The sequence below is a fragment of the Allomesorhizobium aridi genome (genome assembly GCF_043769475.1).
In the GTDB taxonomy this organism is placed as follows: Bacteria; Pseudomonadota; Alphaproteobacteria; order Rhizobiales; family Rhizobiaceae; genus Allomesorhizobium.
On the sequence record NZ_CP171729.1, the window covers coordinates 3,445,341 to 3,462,824 of the forward strand.

At 61.7% G+C, this 17,484-nt stretch carries 15 protein-coding genes and 3 pseudogenes; 14 read left to right on the forward strand and 4 right to left on the reverse strand.

Features of this window, described 5'->3' with window-relative positions; translation table 11 throughout:
• Positions 1-192 precede the first annotated feature (192 nt).
• The 6 genes and pseudogenes from ACG873_RS19005 to ACG873_RS19030 all read left to right on the forward strand — a co-directional run bounded on the left by ACG873_RS19005 (position 193) and on the right by ACG873_RS19030 (position 7,106).
• Positions 193-501, forward strand: a complete 309-nt coding sequence (locus ACG873_RS19005; RefSeq protein ID WP_394886711.1) for a DUF1236 domain-containing protein — start codon at positions 193-195, stop codon at positions 499-501.
• Positions 502-736: 235 nt separating this feature from the next.
• Positions 737-1,288, forward strand: a complete 552-nt coding sequence (locus tag ACG873_RS19010) for a hypothetical protein (protein ID WP_394886713.1) — start codon at positions 737-739, stop codon at positions 1,286-1,288.
• 1,618 nt (positions 1,289-2,906) lie between these two features.
• Positions 2,907-4,994: a flagellar biosynthesis protein FlhA gene (gene flhA, locus ACG873_RS19015; RefSeq protein WP_394886714.1), complete on the forward strand. Its 2,088-nt coding sequence runs from the start codon at positions 2,907-2,909 to the stop codon at positions 4,992-4,994.
• Complete coding sequence (fliR, locus tag ACG873_RS19020; RefSeq protein ID WP_394886716.1) at positions 4,991-5,743, forward strand: flagellar biosynthetic protein FliR; 753 nt, start codon at positions 4,991-4,993, stop codon at positions 5,741-5,743. Before flhA ends, fliR begins: the two co-directional genes overlap by 4 nt.
• A gap of 2 nt (positions 5,744-5,745) precedes the next feature.
• Positions 5,746-6,129: a hypothetical protein gene (locus tag ACG873_RS19025; RefSeq protein WP_394886718.1), complete on the forward strand. Its 384-nt coding sequence runs from the start codon at positions 5,746-5,748 to the stop codon at positions 6,127-6,129.
• 263 nt (positions 6,130-6,392) lie between these two features.
• A pseudogene (locus ACG873_RS19030) lies at positions 6,393-7,106 on the forward strand (DNA helicase).
• Between the two features lie 151 nt (positions 7,107-7,257).
• Here ACG873_RS19030 and blaOXA read toward each other — a convergent pair.
• Entirely contained in the window at positions 7,258-8,064 is an 807-nt protein-coding gene (gene blaOXA, locus ACG873_RS19035; protein WP_394893607.1) for a class D beta-lactamase, read from the reverse strand.
• A 179-nt stretch (positions 8,065-8,243) separates the two neighbouring features.
• Positions 8,244-8,615, reverse strand: coding sequence for a VOC family protein (locus ACG873_RS19040; RefSeq protein WP_394886719.1), 372 nt, complete (start codon positions 8,613-8,615; stop codon positions 8,244-8,246).
• Positions 8,616-8,765: 150 nt separating this feature from the next.
• Between ACG873_RS19040 and ACG873_RS19045 the strand changes: the two genes are divergently transcribed.
• From ACG873_RS19045 to ACG873_RS19060, 4 genes are all read left to right on the forward strand, one after another.
• Positions 8,766-9,314: a rod-binding protein gene (locus ACG873_RS19045; RefSeq protein ID WP_394886721.1), complete on the forward strand. Its 549-nt coding sequence runs from the start codon at positions 8,766-8,768 to the stop codon at positions 9,312-9,314.
• A 14-nt stretch (positions 9,315-9,328) separates the two neighbouring features.
• Positions 9,329-9,745, forward strand: a complete 417-nt coding sequence (locus ACG873_RS19050; RefSeq protein ID WP_394886722.1) for a hypothetical protein — start codon at positions 9,329-9,331, stop codon at positions 9,743-9,745.
• Entirely contained in the window at positions 9,742-10,263 is a 522-nt protein-coding gene (locus ACG873_RS19055; RefSeq protein ID WP_394893609.1) for a hypothetical protein, read from the forward strand. Before ACG873_RS19050 ends, ACG873_RS19055 begins: the two co-directional genes overlap by 4 nt.
• Positions 10,264-10,417: 154 nt before the next feature.
• Entirely contained in the window at positions 10,418-10,699 is a 282-nt protein-coding gene (locus ACG873_RS19060) for an SCP2 sterol-binding domain-containing protein (RefSeq protein WP_394893611.1), read from the forward strand.
• 39 nt (positions 10,700-10,738) lie between these two features.
• Here the strand turns inward: ACG873_RS19060 and ACG873_RS19065 are convergent.
• Both ACG873_RS19065 and odc2 read right to left on the reverse strand, forming a co-directional pair.
• Positions 10,739-11,406: pseudogene (locus ACG873_RS19065) on the reverse strand (GNAT family N-acetyltransferase).
• A 95-nt stretch (positions 11,407-11,501) separates the two neighbouring features.
• Complete coding sequence (odc2, locus tag ACG873_RS19070; RefSeq protein WP_394886723.1) at positions 11,502-12,635, reverse strand: ornithine/lysine decarboxylase; 1,134 nt, start codon at positions 12,633-12,635, stop codon at positions 11,502-11,504.
• Positions 12,636-13,179: 544 nt separating this feature from the next.
• Here odc2 and ACG873_RS19075 point away from each other — a divergent pair.
• From ACG873_RS19075 to ACG873_RS19090, 4 genes and pseudogenes are all read left to right on the forward strand, one after another.
• Positions 13,180-14,498: pseudogene (locus tag ACG873_RS19075) on the forward strand (amidase family protein).
• A 2-nt stretch (positions 14,499-14,500) separates the two neighbouring features.
• Complete coding sequence (locus ACG873_RS19080) at positions 14,501-15,400, forward strand: LysR family transcriptional regulator (protein WP_394886725.1); 900 nt, start codon at positions 14,501-14,503, stop codon at positions 15,398-15,400.
• A 77-nt stretch (positions 15,401-15,477) separates the two neighbouring features.
• Complete coding sequence (locus ACG873_RS19085) at positions 15,478-16,143, forward strand: DUF1007 family protein (protein ID WP_394886726.1); 666 nt, start codon at positions 15,478-15,480, stop codon at positions 16,141-16,143.
• Between the two features lie 4 nt (positions 16,144-16,147).
• Positions 16,148-17,296, forward strand: coding sequence for a nickel/cobalt transporter (locus ACG873_RS19090; RefSeq protein ID WP_394886727.1), 1,149 nt, complete (start codon positions 16,148-16,150; stop codon positions 17,294-17,296).
• Positions 17,297-17,484 lie beyond the last annotated feature (188 nt).

Here is a 17,484-nt window from a genome sequence, read left to right on the forward strand (position 1 = left end):
TCATAGCAGATCTGGTTTTCGAGGGAACGCGCCGGTCGGCCAGGGCCCCTTTCGAGTTCCATAAGAACTTCCTAAAGGAACAAATTTTGTCGAGCAGAGTTTTGAGCAGCTTCGCCGGGCGGAAGTGCTTGTTCTCGGCTTGCTTCGACCGCAATGCGACGCTCCAACAGTCGTTTATGTACGGAGGAAATTATGAGAATGCATCTTTCCGGCATCGCGGCCGGGCTCCTGCTTCTGGGTAGTGTCGGCATGGCAACTGCTCAGACCGTCGTAATCGCTCCTGAACAGGAGACCGTCATTCGGGAATACGTGACGAAACAGAAAGTAGCGTCGGTCGAGCTGCCTGCCGATGTCAAGATTGAAGTCGGAGCGACTCTGCCGGAGACGGTCGAGTTGCACAAAATCGACGCTCCCGACGTCGAGTATAGTTACGTCGTGGCCGGCGGACAGACAATTCTGGTCGAGCCAGAGACGCGAAAGATCGTGCATATCATGAAGTGACCCTTGGATTGATTCACATTTTAGCTTCAGCCGAGCCGTCGGCTCGGCTGAGTTCTCCGCGAGCGGGAGCCGCAAAGCATTGGTCGTTTAGAGCGCGTTTCTCTCCAGAAATGCGCTGTTCACGCCTTATTACAAGCTGTGACATCAGTTGAAATCTTTTTTGGCAACCATTCCGTAGGCGAGACTTTTTCCGGGCCTCATGCTCATTAGAGCAAGCTAATAAGGGAGAAGAAAAATGCCCAGAAAACTCGTAGCCTACTCGGCAATTGCCATAGCTCTTGGATTTGGACTCACCGCCCCGAGCCATGCTCAAACAGAAGGCGTGGAAGGCGCCGTCGGAGGAGTCACAGGTGCCATAGGAGGTGCCACCGAGGGCGTGACCGGCAGGGCCGGAGATGTGACCGCAGACCAGGGAGGCCAGAATCGGAACGTCGGCGCCGGCCAGGTTGCAGGTGCTCAGCAAGGTCGTCAGGCGGCTGGTCAGGCGAACTTCGGCAATCTCATTGCCGCGCTGAACAACGTCAGCGTTCAAGCGCAGAATGTCAGAGCCCTTGAGAACGTGAATGTCGTCGATGTGGTCGATGTGAACAACGTCGCGTCGGGCAACAATGTCCAGATCCTGAACAATGCGCTCAACAAGAATGATGTCGATATCAATGTGCTGCGGGACGCCATCAACGACAACAAGGTCTTGAACAACGCGCTTCAGAACGCCAACGTCAATGTCAACGATGTGGTCGCTGTTAACGTGCTGAGCGGAGGCGACATCGTCGTCTTCACCCGGTAAGGGCCCGTTCTAAACGGGTCAGCGTCTGGCGCAGAAGGCAAAAAAGAAAAAGCCGGCCTTGCGTCGGCTGAAATAGGACGGGCTTAGGGGTTTGGCATGGGATAGCCCGTCTATGCTGCCAAACGTCTGAGAACGACTTCGGTTCTTCTCTGACCCGGTAAAACCTCCAGCGCATGGAATTTGCACCACATTGGAACCTAATTTGCCCAATGATTGTTGATAGTTACTCGGCGCTGTTGGGGAACAGGCAGAGCGGGCAGATCGCCGGATGAAACGTCCCTTCCTTCTGTCGATCTGCCCTCCACCATACGTTTCCGGTGAGATCGGATCGCTAGGGCTGCCGATCGTTCAGGGGAACAAGCCGAAGACCTGTCCAGTTTCGCCTGCAAACCCGTCTCAGATCATTGCGGATCTCCGCACTGTCCAGAACGTCAGCGGCCTCGGGATAGCCTTCGTTCTTCAAGGCTGAAATGATGGTTCGCGGGTCCACGTGGCACCCGCTAGAAGCCAATTCGTAAGCACGGGTGTAGATATAGTCTTTGCGCTTGTCGTCCATCAGTGCCTGCCCGCGCGCTGCTTCTGACCAGCGGTTGGGGGCCCGACCCGCCGGCATTCCTTTAGGCTTTTTAAACTCTAGCTCAATACAGCCCCAACGACGGTCACCGTGATCCAAAGGCCAATGATCGGCGCGAGCAACCAGCGCGCTTCATAGAGACTTCTATCCATTAGAACCTCCTAATATTTCGGCATCAACGAGCGCTGGTCGCAAAGTGTTCCCTAACGTCCCGTAACGGCTGCAATGAAACGAACGGTTAGGCCGCCGACGCGCGTAAACTCCGCCCGTAAATGTCTGGATTAGGTCGGAGCGCTGGTTCGGCCGAATGTCCAGTTTCTGAAAGGAAAATCGGCCCCGGAGGTCCGGCAAGGTCACGACCTGCCATTAGCGGCCGTGAACGTTTTTGGACCTGGCAAGGCTCCAAACAAAAAAACTTATCCACCCCCTCCACACCTCCCTTATTCTCATCGGCAGTTTCTCCCGCGGGAACGCCGGTCGCGACGGTGATCTGTGGGGAGGAACCGGCGCCTCCGGTGGCGGGCTAACGTAGCCTGCCGCCCGGGGAGGCTCCGTCCAAGGGTTCCCCTCGGGACAATACGGTCCCGGCGTGCTGGACGAGCACACAGGCGGGACCGGCAAAGGCGGTGGCGAAGCCACCGCCGAGAGGGCGTAAGGCCGAAAGGCCGAAGCGTCGTCACAGCCGGTCGCGCGCAGCGGAGCGGGCGGGGACAGAAATCGCCGGCGGGGCGCGAGATTCGCGCCACGTTACTTATAGTTAGGAGGCACGGCCTCGCGCCCCGCTTCCCGACCACCTCCTCATCCTGAGCTTGTCGAAGGATGGCGAGCGTTCTTTGACAATGGCCAGGCCGGAAACGCAGCGTGGCAAGGGAGAGGTGCGTGCCGGGGACGGTTTACTTTCCTTCCGCAGAAAGGCGGCGGCACTCGACGGGTTCGCGCAAGCGAAAAAGGCCGCCTCCCACCTTCGCGCAAGCTTGGCCGCCTACCCTGCCATCGCCGGTCCGCGCGTTTGCCGCCCGGCTGTCGGACGGGCGTGGACAGAAAATGGCTATTTCGGAAACTTTTCCCGCAGGGAACCCCGCCAAGAACGGCCGCGACATCTTCTTCGCGCTCGGCATCGTCGTCATCCTGGCGGTGCTGTTCCTGCCGATCCCGGCCTTCATGATCGACATCGGCCTCGCCTTCTCCATCGCGCTGTCGGTGCTGATCCTGATGGTGGCGCTGTGGATCCAGCGGCCGCTCGACTTCTCGTCCTTCCCGACGATCCTGCTGATCGCGACGATGCTCAGGCTTTCGCTCAACATCGCCACCACCCGGATGATCCTGTCGGAGGGCAATGAGGGCACGCACGCCGCCGGCTACGTCATCAGCGGCTTCGCCCGCCTGGTGATGTCGGGCGATTTCGTAATCGGCCTTATCGTTTTCCTGATCCTGATCGTGGTCAATTTCATCGTCATCACCAAGGGCGCGAGCCGCATCGCCGAGGTCGGCGCGCGTTTCACGCTCGACGCCATCCCCGGCAAGCAGATGTCGATCGACGCCGACCTTTCGGCCGGCATGATCGACGACAAGACCGCGCAGCATCGCCGCCGCGAGCTGGAGGAGGAAAGCTCCTTCTTCGGCTCGATGGATGGCGCCTCCAAATTCGTGCGCGGCGACGCCATCGCCGGCATCATCATCACCGCCATCAACATCGTCGGCGGCATCGCCATCGGCTATTTCCGCCACGACATGGGCATGGCCGAAGCCTCCGACGTGTTCATAAAGCTCTCGGTCGGCGACGGCCTCGTCACCCAGATCCCGGCGCTGATCGTCTCGCTGGCGGCAGGCCTTCTGGTCTCCAAGGGCGGCACGCGCGGCTCCACCAACCAGGCGGTATTCGGGCAGCTCGGCGCCTATCCGCGCGCGCTCTATGTCGCGGCGGTGTTGCTCGTGGTGCTCGGCCTGATGCCCGGCCTGCCGATGTTCCCTTTCGTGGCGCTCGCCGCTTCGATGGCCGCAGTCGGCTACGTCATCCCGATGCAGCACAACCGGCGCATCGCCGAGGCAAACGCCGCTGACGAAGAGGAGAAGGCCGTCAAGGAGCATGAGGAGAAGAACTCGGTCAAGGCTTCGCTCAAGACCGCCGAGATCGAACTCCTGATCGGCAAGCAGCTCTCGGCCAAGCTCCTGGTCTCGCATCAGGAATTGGCCTTCCGCATGGCCAAGATGCGCAAGAAGTTCGCTTCGCAATACGGCTTCGTCGTGCCGGAGGTGCGCCTGACCGATGACCTGACGATCCCGGGCAAGAGCTACCAGATCAAGATCCACGGCACCGTCGTCGCCGAATACCAGATGCGCGTCGGCGAGATCATGGTGCTGCTCGGTGCGCGCGAGATGCCCGCGATCCCCGGCGAGGAGGTGCGCGAGCCGGCCTTCGGCATGCGCGCCTATTCGGTGCCGGAAATGTTCGGCGAGGATCTTAAGCGCGAGCAGTTCACCTTCGCCGACAACATGTCGGTTCTGCTCACTCACCTCTCGGAAGTCATCCGCAACAACCTGCCGCAGCTTCTGTCCTACAAGGACATGAAGGCGCTGCTCGAGCGCCAGGACGCCGAATACCGCAAGCTCGCCGACGAGATCTGCACCTCGCACATCTCTTATCCCGGCCTGCAGGCGGTGCTGAAGCTCCTGCTTGCCGAGCGCGTATCGATCCGTAACCTGCACCTGATCATCGAGGCGATCGCCGAGATCGCGCCGCATGTGCGCCGCACCGAGCAGATCGTCGAACACGTCCGCATCCGCATGGCGCAGCAGATCTGCGGCGACCTCTCCGAAGGAGGCGTGCTCAAGGTGCTGCGGCTCGGCAACCGCTGGGATCTGGCCTTCCACCAGAGCCTCAAGCGCGACGCCAAGGGCGAGATCCGCGAATTCGACATCGATCCGCGCCAGCTGGAGGAATTCGGCCAGGACGCCACCAAGGCGATCCGCACCTATATCGACGCCGGCGAGCGCTTCGTCATCGTCACCGCGCCGGACGCCCGCCCCTATGTCCGCATGATCGTCGAGCGGCTGTTCTCGACGCTTCCGGTGCTCAGCCATGTGGAAATCGCCAAGGGCGTCGAGATCCGCGTCCTCGGGACGATTTCGTGAGCGCAACGGCCGAGGCGATCGTGCTTGCGGCTTTCGTTGCCTTCTGCCGCGTCGGCGGCTGCTTTCTCCTCATGCCGGGGCTCGCCAGCGTCCGCGTCCCAGTGCAGATCAGGCTGTTCGTCGCCATCGCCGCGACCGGCGCTCTGCTCGTCCATCTGTGGGACCAGATCCTGCCGCTCATCGACCGGCGGCCGCAGGTCCTCGCGCCCATGATCGTCTCCGAACTGATGATCGGCGCGCTGATCGGCCTGATGGCGCGGCTCTACATGATGGCGCTGCAGTTCATCGGCGCCGGCGTCGCCATGCTGATCGGCTATGGCGGCATGGCCGGCGCCGGCGTCGAGGAGGCGGAGCCGCAGGCAGCCCTCGCCTCGATCATCTCGTTCTCGGCGCTGCTTCTGCTCTTCGTGTTCGATTTCCACCACGAGATCATCCGCGCGCTCGTCGCCTCCTATTCGGTCGCGCCGCTCAACGTCTTCTTCAACCCGCAGGCCGCCCTCGTCGATATCGCCGACACGCTGTCGGAGGCGTTCTTCATGGTGCTGAGGCTCGGCAGCCCATTCGTCGCCTATGCGATCCTGGTCAACCTGACGATCGGCTTCGTCAACAAGCTGGTGCCGCAGATTCCGGTCTATTTCATCTCGCTGCCCTTCGTCATCGCCGGCGGCCTGATCATCTTCTATTTCGCCGCAGGCTCGATGCTCGCTTTGTTCGCCGACGGCTTCATGGCAACCGCGCTGGGACGCTGACGATGACCACCCGCAAGGAACGGCTGCGTAAGCTGGTGACGGTGCAGGAGCAATTGAAGGCGCTGCACGAGACCCGCCATGCCGGTTTTTTGTCCGCCGCCGCGGCGGCCGGTCAGGAGGCGTCGGAGCTTGCCGCCCGCTTCGACGCGGAGGAATCCATGTCCATCCTGTTTCCGGAAGTCTACAACCGCCGCATCGGCCAGGCGCTTGCCCGCCAGGAGAAGAATATCGCGATGGCCCGCGAAGAGGCCGGCCGCATCGCCACCGCCACCGCCCGCACCAACATGGTCGAGCGCGCTTACCGCGACATCCGCAGGCAAGACGACCGCGACAATGCCGACCGCGAGCGGCTCGAAATCATCGAGCGCAAGCGGCAGGGCGAATAGAACGCGAACGGTCAATGCGCATTGTTCACAAGGGCTCTCGAACTCGCCTGTCGACCCTGAGCTGACTTTATTGCGTTGGTGCTGGACGCAGCCAATTTTCCCTCGGCAAGAACCGGGTTATGATTTGATTCGGCGCAGCCCACGCCTCCCCCCTCCGTCCGGGAAAGCATAATTCATGCGGGGCCATGTGATTATCGAACCGACTGTTCGAGCACCAAGCATAAGGAGGGATTGCGAAAATTGCTCGCGATAGGAGGTTTTCGATGAAACTGTCTGCGCCTGTTTATAATTTGAAACGCAAAGCCAAACTCTTATCCCGCGAAGAAAAAGATTCCACTTCACATAGCGCTTGACCGAACTGCCGCCAAAGAAGGCTTCAGCAGTTGGAGTTTGCTTGCGGCCAAAGTATCTCGGGCCGTGCCCGTTAGCGAACTATTTGCGAGGTTGAGTCCCGGAGATTTGGTGCTGGTCGGCGCGCGGCCGGGTCAAGGCAAAACCTTGATGAGCCTCGGACTGGCCGTGGAGGCGATGAAATCCGGCAATCGGAGTGTTTTCTTCACGCTTGAATACACCGAGCAGGATATTCTGAATCGTTCCCATGTGATCGGGGCGGAACTGGCGCATTTCGGCGGGTTGTTCGAATTCGACAATTCCGACGCCATAAGCGCCGATCACATCGTAAAGAAATTGAGTCAGCGCCGCGCGGCACGCTGGTGGTCATAGACTATCTCCAGTTACTCGATCAGAAGCGTGAAAACCCGGAACTGATGCCTCAGGTTCGCAAGCTGAAGTCGTTTGCCCGGGATAGAGGACTGATCCTCGTCTTTATTTCTCAGATTGATCGATCATACGATCCTTCGAAGAAGCCGTGTCCCGATATCAGCGACGTGCGGTTGCCGAACCCGCTGGATTTGTCGCTGTTCGACAAGACGTGCTTCTTGAACAACGGCGAAATTCGTTTCCAGGCAGCGAGCTAACGAGTCCAATTCGGCCTAATTCCATGCCGCGGGCGGTTAGGTCGCCCGCGACATGACGACCGCGACAGCCGATCGCGAGCGGCTCGAAATCATCGAGCGCAAGCGGCAGGGCGAATAGCGGAAGCCTGTGTAGCGGATTGTGCTGCGGGCGCTAGCGCACCAGGGAATCCGCAAGCGAGGGCAATTCCTTCAGGAAGGATTCGCGAACGCGGATTCCTCCGCCGGTCCCCTTTTTCTCGCTCTGCTCAAGGCGAGCGAAGACAATGGTGCGGTCGCCTTTCGATGCCCATCCGACAAACCAGCCATAGGCACGCGCACGATCGAAGCTGCCATCGGCCTTCCTGGGAAAGGCCGAGCCCGTCTTGCCATGAACATTCAAGCCATTGGGCAGCGGTGTCATCTCGACGGATTCATACAGTTTGTCGAAGGCGTCCGGTGCGACCGGCAGCGTCCGATTGACGAGTTTTCGCAGAAAAATCACCTGCTCCTCGGGTGAAATCTTCAGCGAGGAAGATATCCACGCGCGATCCAGGCCATTGCTTTTGCCCGGGTCGCCGGTGAAGTCGGCATTGCCGAATCCGAATTCCGACGCGTAGCGCTCAAGACGCTTTTCACCAAGCTCATGCGCGAGCACTTGGGAGAACCATACGACCGAATATTTCAACCATCTCGCGGGGTCGGTCGGTTGCCTCCACACATCGCCACGCCAATCGGCGTAACCTTCTTTGAAAGGCAGCGTCGGCGAATGCGCGTCCTTCAGAAAACCCGAGTCGAAACCCATTGCCGCAAAGGCGATCTTGGTTGTCGAAGCGGGCGTCACGCGGGTTTTGCAATCACCTGTTTCCAGGAGAACCTTGCCATCCGCTGCATCCGCAACGATCGTGCAGATCGTTTTCGCGTGGACCGGGTTGGACATCGCCAATGTGAGGACAAACAGGATAGCCAAAGCGAGCTTCATCGAAATCGTAACTCTTTTATTAAACAACCAGACATCCATTGATGTCGCCCGACTTAACAAACTGTAAACAACGGTGGTTCAAGGCGCTGCCTTCCCCCGCAAACGCGGCAGGCCTGCGCCATTTTGCAGACACTCCGGAATTCGCTTTCCGACCCCAAAGCGGCCTTTCGCAATTCCGGCTAAAGCTGATTGCTCACCTCAACCAGATTGCCGTCCGGATCATTGAAATAGATCGACAGGATTTTGCCCATCGCCCCGGCCCGCTCGCCCGGCCCATCGACAATCTCTACATCCTGGCGTTTGAGGTGCAGGACAACCGCGTCCAGAGGGGTGTCGGTAAGCAAGCAAAAATTTCCGCTACCCGGGACGGTGTGGCGAGCGATGCTTGGCGATAAACGGGCATCCTGAAGGCTGATCTTGTTCGTGCCAAAATGCAACGACCACTTGCCAGGCCGCTCTTCCCGCGCCTCCATGTTCAGCACGAGCTCGTAGAAGCGGCGGGTGGCTGCAACGTCGTTGACGCAGAGCACGATGTGGTCAAGCGCGCGCATTTTCATGCCGCCATTATATAGGCTTCCGCGGACCAAGCGCGAGACACCGCACATGCTCCGCTCCACCATAAATACAGCTCTTCCCCTCGCAAGCCTGCCACAAGCTTGTTGAGCCATCCTGCGGGTCAGGAAAACTGACAAGGATCGGCTGTGGCGATCTCCCCACCGAGTGACATCGTTCTGGACGTGGCGCGGGCCGTCGAGCCGGCCGGCGTCGAGGCAGCGCGCGCCCAGTTGGCGCGGCGCGGCGGCGCCGTCGGTGGAGCGGCGGCGGCTTTTTCGCTCGGTGACATGCGCAGTTCATCCGCGCCGGAAGCGGAGCGGGGCAAATCTCCGGATACGTTCAAGCGCTTCGAAGCGATGGTGCTCGAAACCTTCATCCAGAACATGCTGCCGAAGAACGCCGAAAACGTCTACGGCAAGGGTGTCGCCGGCGATATGTGGAAATCCATGCTGGCGGGAAAGCTGGCCGACGCCATGGCCGAACGCGGCGGCATCGGTATTTCGGACCGCATCCTTGGCGATCATTATGTCGAGGGCGAGAAGACGCGGCCGGTCGGTCCCGTTTCGAGCGGACCGGACCGGACCGAGGCCGACCAGCAGGCGATGCTGTCGACGGCGCTGGTGCAGGAGATGCAGCGCAACGTCGCCCGCTCGCTATCTGAAGACCAGGCCAACCCTACCGAAACGAAATCCTGAGTACGGGAACAACGATGTCGGACTACACGCAATTTGTCCAGAACCTGCCGGCCCGCACCACCGCGCCGGAGCCCACCCCTGCGAGGCCGGGAAACTTTTCAGCGCTCATCGGACGTATCGAGGAGGCTGTCGAGGAGGAGACGGTTGCGATCCGCACCGACCTCGGTTTCGACATCAAATCGTCGAACGCCCGCAAGAGCCGCTATCTCTACGAACTCACCCGCGCCATGAAGGGCGTCGGTGAAAGCGATTTCCTGGCCGAGCACCGCGACGGCATCAAGCGGCTGCGCGAAAAGCTCGCCTCCAACGAGGCCGCCATCCGCGCCCATCTGAACGCGGTCAGCGAGGTTGCCAATCTGATGCAGAACGCCATCCAGCGCTCCGAAACTGACGGCACCTACTCGGCCGGCGAATTCGGGTGGGCGCGTTGATAAAATTCATCGCCGCGGCGATCTGGATCTGCGTCGTCACCATCGGCGCCGTCGTCTATTCGTTCCAGACGTCCGGCGCCAATGCGGACGCGAAAGGCCCGGCGCTGTTCGGCGGCCTCGACTACGTCAAGACCGACGTGATCTCGGTCCCGATCCTCAGGAACTCCCGCATCGACGGCTATTTCCTTGCGCGCCTGGTTTATGTGGTGGATCCGGCGAAGCTCAAGCTGCTTTCCGTTCCGGCCGAGGCGATCCTGGTGGATGAGGTGTATTCCTACCTCTATTCCAATCCGCAGCTCGATTTCTCCGTCAACGAGACGCTCGACCTGGAGACATTCCGGGCCGGCATCCGCGATGCCATCAATGCCCGCGTGCAGGAGACGCTGGTCGACGACATACTGGTCGAGCAGATCGACTTCCTTTCCAAGGACGATATCCGCGACAACTCGGTGCGCCGCCGCACGAAGGCCATCGACGCGGAGAAAGCATCTCAGCCCACCCCGCCGCCGGCCCACTAAGGCTTTGAACCTGCTCGTGATCCTTCCCGAAACCGATTCCGGTTGTCGGGCCCTGTGTTGACGCACAGTCGATTCTCGCCCGCCACTTGCGTTGACGTAAACGTAAATGCAAGGCTATAGGGGAGCGAAAAGCGCGATGGACAAGGAGCAGATCATGGGCGTTCAGGAAATTGCCGACAAGATGAAGGCGCAGGTTGAAGGCTCCGGCTTCGACCGCTCGGTCAAGTTCGATACCGGCGCGGACGGCGTGATCGTCATCGACGGCGCCACCATATCGACCACCGATGCGCCGACCGACTGCACCATCAAGCTCGCGTTGGAAGATCTGGAATCCCTGGTTGCCGGCGACCTCAGCCCCACGACCGCATTCATGACCGGCAAGATCAAGGTCGAAGGCGACATGTCGGTCGCCATGGCGCTCAGCCAGATCATCTGAACCCGCTGGCGGCGACCCTGTCGGGATGCCGCCTATGTGCTACGCCGCGAGTTGCATCCGGCCGGAGCTGAGTTTCCGGCCAGCAGCCCGCAAGGTTCCGGCCGCCTCGTCCAACGCCCCTTCGCGGAGTTCGAGCGCCAGAAGGCGGTGCTGCTCATATGGGCCGGGCATCGCCAGCCGGCCGGTCTTTTCCGCCGAAAAGCCGAACCTTCCGTAATAAGGCGCGTCGCCGACCAGAAGGATGGCGCCATGACCGAGACGCCGGGCCTCGGCGATCGCGTGCCGCACCAGCGCCGAGCCGATTCCGGCGCTTTTTTGCGACGGATCGACCGCAAGCGGTCCGAGCAGCAGCGCGGAGGATTCCCTCCCCTTGGGGAGAGGGTGGCGGCGAAGCGGCCGCGTGAGATCGCCGCGGCAGTGCTCGGCACCGCCACATCCCACAGCCGGGCCGTGCCGACCACGGTTCCAGCCGCATCGCGCGCGACAAAGGCCAGCCCTTCCGACGGCCTGCGGCCGCGACGCAGCTTTTCTGACGATTTTTTCCGACGCTTCGGACCCATGGCGCGATCAAGCAGCGCCTCGCGCGCAGGGACGTCGACGGAGGTCTCGGCAATGATGGTGAAAGCCAAGGCGCCGCCAATCTCCTCCCTTGAGGGGGAGACTGGGAAATCGCCGAGACCGGCTTCAACAAAAGGAGAAAAGTCCATTTCCGTAATCCTTCACAAGCGGAAATCTGTTCCACAAGCAAACCGTTTCAGGCGTGTGTCGCCGTCTGGAACGGATGATCCGACGGCTGAAGCCGTCAGATCACGTAGGATCGGAGAGGCTCGAAGCCGTTGAAGGCGACCGAGGCGTAGGTCGTGGTGTATGCGCCCGTCCCCTCGATCAGCACCTCGTCGCCGATGGTCAGCGACAGCGGCAGCGGATAGGGCGTCTTCTCGTACATCACGTCGGCCGAATCGCAGGTCGGGCCGGCAAGCACGCAAGGCGCCGTCTCGCCGCCATCGTGCGCCGTCACGATTGGATAGCGGATCGCCTCATCCATCGTCTCGGCGAGGCCGCCGAACTTGCCGATGTCGAGAAACACCCAGCGCACATTGTCGTTGTCGGCCTTCTTCGAAATCAGCACGACTTCCGACTTGATGACGCCGGCATTGCCCACCATGCCGCGGCCCGGCTCGATGATGGTTTCCGGGATGTTGTTGCCGAAATGCTTGCGCAGCGCGGAAAAGATCGCTTCGCCATAGGCACGGGCGGCCGGCACGTCCTTCAGGTAACGGGTCGGGAAACCGCCGCCCATATTGACCATCTTCAAGACGATGCCTTCGGCGGCAAGCGTCGCGAACACTTGCTTGGCGTCGCCCAGCGCACGGTCCCAGGCCGACAGATCCGTCTGCTGCGAGCCGACATGGAACGACACGCCATAAGCGTCGAGTCCGAGCGACTTGGCGCGGCGCAGCACGTCGACAGCCATCGCCGGCACGCAGCCGAATTTTCGCGACAGCGGCCACTCGGCGCCTTCGCCGTCGGTCAGCACGCGGCAGAACACGCGCGCGCCAGGGGCGACGCGGGCGATCTTCTCGACCTCCTCGACGCAGTCCACGGCGAACAGCCGGATGCCCAGCTCATAGGCGCGCAGGATATCGCGCTCCTTCTTGATGGTGTTGCCGAAGGAGATGCGGTCCGCTGGAGCCCCCGCGTCCATGGCCATCTCGACCTCGGCAACTGACGCGGTGTCGAAGGACGAGCCCATCGAGGCAAGCAGGCGCAGGATCTCCGGCGCCGGGTTTGCCTTCACCGCGTAATAAATCTTGGAATCCGGAAGCGCCTTCTCGAAGGCGCGGAAATTGTCGCGCACGACGTCGAGGTCGACGACGAGGCAGGGGCCGTTCGGACGTCGGGTGGCGAGAAAGTCGAGGATGCGCTGCGTGGCCATAAGTCTCTCCAATCGCGCCTTCCGGCGCGTGCAAGGGCTGCGGGGACGCGGGCCGGCGGCCCAGCGAACACGCTGGTCAAACAAAGGCGGGACGGAAATTCATGGGACCAGCCGGTGGAGACCCCGGAACCATGAAGCGCCGTCTCGCGGCGGTGAACCTTGGCCTTGCCCGGCCTCGGTTCGCTTTGTCTGCCTTGGCTTGGATTGGGGAGACCCGTTCCGCACTGCCGGCAATGAAGGTGTGCCTCTTCAGTAACCCCGGTCTTTGGACAACCGGAAGAGAACCAGAAAGGCCCGCACCGTCGTTGCTTCAAGGTGTCCTCGGTTTGGCGGTTGGCCGCTGAACCGACTGGAGGGGTTAGCTCCAGTTACCTTACCGATATCCCTCGCCATTCGAGGATCGGCGGACACCCACAGGCACGTGCGACTTTGGGCAAGCGCGATATATGAAACGTGTCCGTCACAATCAATAAAAATCGTACCCCTGCTTGAAAAAATCGCTGTGTCGAACAATGCTGAACGGATTGTATTCCCACGGTGAACGATGTCTCTTCAGCACGATCCCTTCAACGCTTTCCTCGATTTGCCGCAAGTGCCTGTTCCGCATGCAAAATCCGGCCCCTTGGCGGGATTTCGGCTGGCGGTGAAGGATATTTTCGACGTCGCCGGCTACAGGACAGGCTGCGGCAACCCTCAGCGGTATCAGGAGGCGGCGCCGGCGGAAAAACCGCGCCCGCCGTGCAGGTGATTTTAGACGCCGGCGCGGAGTTCGTCGGCAAGACCCAGACCGACGAACTCGCCTTTTCACTGATGGGCCAGAATGCGCATTTTCCACATCCGGTGAACCCGGCCGCGCCCGATCGCGTCACCGGCGGCTCGTCCTCGGGCTCCGCGGCCGCGGTCGCCGGCGGCCTCGCCGACATCGCGACAGGCTCCGACACGGGCGGCTCGATCCGCGCGCCGGCGAGCTTTTGCGGGCTGGTCGGGCTGCGCACCACGCATGGACGGATTCCGCTTGAAGGCACGATGCCGCTGGCGCCGAGCCTCGACACGTTCGGCTGGTTCGCGCGCGACATCGGGATTTATGAGAAGGTGGCGGAGGTGGTGCTGGGCGCAGCGCCAATAAGTGACGCTGGCTCTGCCCCTCACCCTTACCCTCTCCCCGTGAAAAACGGGGAGAGGGAGTCGCCGACGTTGAAGCCCCCCTCTCCCCGTTTTTCACGGGGAGAGGGTAAGGGTGAGGGGCAATTTGCAGGGCTTATCCATCCCCTCCGCCTCTCCACCCTCGACGCTCTCCTCCTCGGCCCGGCCGAAGCCGCCGAATACCGTCGCATGGTCGGCGTCATCTCCACCGTCACCGGCGAGCCGGCAACCGCCCCTGTCCTCTCCCACTCCGTCGACGACCTCTACTGGTGCTTCCGCAAGCTGCAGGCTTATGAAGCCTGGGCCGTCCATGGAGACTGGATTTCGCAAAAGGATCGCGGTCTCGGTCCCGGCGTCAGGGACCGTTTCGAGTTCGGCGCAACGCTGGACGGCGAAGTCGCCGCTGCCGAGGCCCGGCGGCGAAATGCATTCAGCGCCGAACTGGCCAGCCTGCTCGGCAACGATGGCTTTCTGGTCATGCCCACCGTCCCCGGCGCGGCACCCCTCAAAACCTCCTCTCAGGAGGATTTGCAGGCTTATCGCGAACGCGCGCTGAGGCTGCTCTGCCTTTCCGGCCTGTCCGGCTTCCCGCAGATCACGCTGCCGCTGGGCGAGGTGCATGGCGCGCCGTTCGGCATTTCTCTGCTCGGGCCTGCAGGAAGCGACCTTGCGCTTATCAGGCTCGGCCGCGAAGTCCTCGCCGCCGCGGGAAAGGCCTGAGCATGGACACACTGACCCGTATGCGCGCCTTTATCGACGTCGTCGAGGCGGAAGGCTTTTCCGCCGCCGGCCGCAAGATCGGCCGCTCCAAGGCGCTGCTGTCGAAATATGTCCGCGAACTGGAAGACGAACTCGGCGCGCTGCTGCTCAACCGCACGACCAGGCAGTTTTCCCTGACCGAAGCCGGCCACACCTATTACAAGCGCGCCTCCGAAATCGTCCGCGAGATCGACAATCTGGCCGACGTGGTGCGCGAATCGTCCGGCGACGTGCGCGGCCGCATAAAGCTGTCCGCGCCCCGCTCCTTCGCCGATGCGCCGGTCGGCCAGTCGCTCATCGACTTCGCCAAAGAGCATCCGGACATCGTGCTGGATATCAATCTCGACGACCGTTTCGTCGATCTGGTGGAGGAAGGCTTCGACCTGGCGGTCCGCATCACGCGGCTGGAAAGCTCGTCACTGATCGCGCGCCGGCTCGCGCCTTTTTCAGTATGCCTGTGCGCCTCGCCCGAACTGATTGAAATGCATGGCGAGCCGAAACGGCCGCAGGATCTGGCCGGCCTGCCCTGCATCATCGACACCAACGGCCGCTGGCTATCGAACTGGCCGTTCCTGGGTGACGGCGGCGAGATGATCAGTGTCTCCGTCTCCGGTCCGATCGAGGTCAACAGCCCGATGGCCGCGCGCGCCGCGGCCGTCGCCGGGCTCGGTTTCGCGATCCTGCCCGACTTCATCGCCGCGCCCGACATCGCCGACGGCAAGCTGGTCGCCATGCTCGACGACCGGATCCTGCCCGGCGGCGGCATTTTCGCCGTCTATCCGCACCGCCGCTATCTCCCGGCCAAGGTCCGCGTCTTTGTCGATTTCCTGGTGCAGTGGTTCAAGGTAAGGGATCGCGACTGAGGATTGTGCCGGCGCCGGTCCCAATTTCGCCGGGTTTATGATAACTCTCCGTGGCTCTATCTTCACAGGAACCGGCAATGCATCTCACAAGGCGAGCAGCGATTCTGGCTTCGGCGCTTGCCATGGTTCTCGGCTCTTCAGCGCCCGTCCGCGTCCATCCTCATGTCCTGGCCGAAGCGCGGCTGGATGTAGTGGTCAACCCGGATCAGACGGTCAAGTCGCTGCGCCACCTCTGGCGCTTCGACGATCTGTTCTCCTCGACCGTGCTGATGGAGTTCGACAAGAACGCCGATCTGAAGCTCGATGATGCCGAGTTGCAGGATGTTTCCAACACCGTCTACGCCTCGCTGGCCGAATACGATTATTTTCAGCTCGTCACCGCCAACGGCAAGGACGTGTCGATGAAGCCGCCGCCGACGCTGATTGCCAATTACGAGGCCGATCAGCTCATTGTCCTTTTCGAATCCGAGCCGAAAGAGCCGCTTAAGCTAGCCGGCAAGGTCGATTTCGGGGTTTACGACCCGACCTTCTACACCGCGATCGACTTCGTCGAGGACGAGAACATGGCCGTGAAGGACCTACCCTCGACCTGCAAGCGAAGCGTCATCCGCCCCGACCCTGACGAGGCGATCGCGCAGAACCAAAGCAATCTAACCGACGCTTTCTTCAACGACCCTTCCGGCACCGATCTGAGCAAGATCTTCGCCACCCGGCTTGAACTCAATTGTCAGGCGCAAGGATGATCTCGTGAACAAAACCGCCACGCGCATCGTTTTCGCAATCCTCGCCATTACCTATGTTCTCACCCATTTCCTCGGCCATGCCCACGCACAAAGCTCGCTCGGCATCGGCGCCAACGAAGCAGTTGCGCCCTCCACCGGCCTGTTCGCCGGCTGGATGAACTGGATCAACGTCCAGCAGCAGGGCTTTTACCGCTCGCTGACCGGCGCGCTGAAGGGAATGCGCGAGGATGGCGGCCAGGTCTGGCTGCTTGTCGGGCTGTCCTTCGCCTACGGCATTTTTCACGCCGCCGGTCCCGGCCACGGCAAGGCGGTGATCTCGTCTTACATGCTGGCCAATGAAGTGGCGCTCAGGCGCGGCATCATGCTGTCCTTCGTGTCGGCCTTCCTGCAGGCGCTGACCGCCATCGTGGTGATGGCGCTGGTGTTTTTGGTGCTTCGCGGCACGGCGGTCTCGATGACCGACGCGACATGGTTCCTGGAGGTCGCCAGCTACGCGCTGATCACGCTCTTCGGCGCATGGCTCCTGTGGCGGAAAGCCGGGCCGCGGATTGTCGGCCTGTTCCGCGGCAATCCGGTGCGCAGCCTTTCGGCGGCGCAAGCGAATTCGCATGCCGGGCACGATCATCACGTCCACGATGACAATTGTTCGCACGACCATGCGCATCACGACCATGGTCACGCCCATTCCCACGCCGCCCATTCCCACGACCACGCCGCGCACGCGGCGCACACCCATGATCACGCTGCGCATTCGCATACCCATGCGGCGGGCGAGGTCTGCGCCACCTGCGGTCACTCGCACGCGCCCGACCCGGCGATGATCTCGGGCGACCGCTTCAACTGGAAAACCGCGTGGTCGGCAGTCGCAGCGGTCGGCCTGCGTCCCTGCTCTGGCGCTCTGATCGTGCTCTCCTTCGCCTTCCTGAACGGGCTATGGGCCGGCGGCGTGCTGTCGGTGTTCGCCATGGCGCTCGGCACGGCCATCACCGTCTCCGTGCTCGCCACCATCGCGGTCACCGCCAAGAACTGGGCTGTCGCCATCGCCGGAGACGGCCGCGCCGGAAATCGCGTCCACGCCACGATCGAAATCGCCGGCGCGGCCATGGTCTTCCTGCTCGGCCTTGCCCTGCTCGGCGCCAGCCTTAACGCTTGATTTTCCTCCCAATCGGCGCTTCGAACCTTCTTGGCGCTGAGGATTTGCAGCCGACGCCAGCAACCCTCGAATCTGGATTCGAAGTTCAGGAATGGGTCCCGGCTAAGATTGACGGTATCATCAACTAGTCCGGTCCAGACTGTGGATAGGATTCGCTTCCCTTTCGGCCCGATCGAAGAAATCCGCCT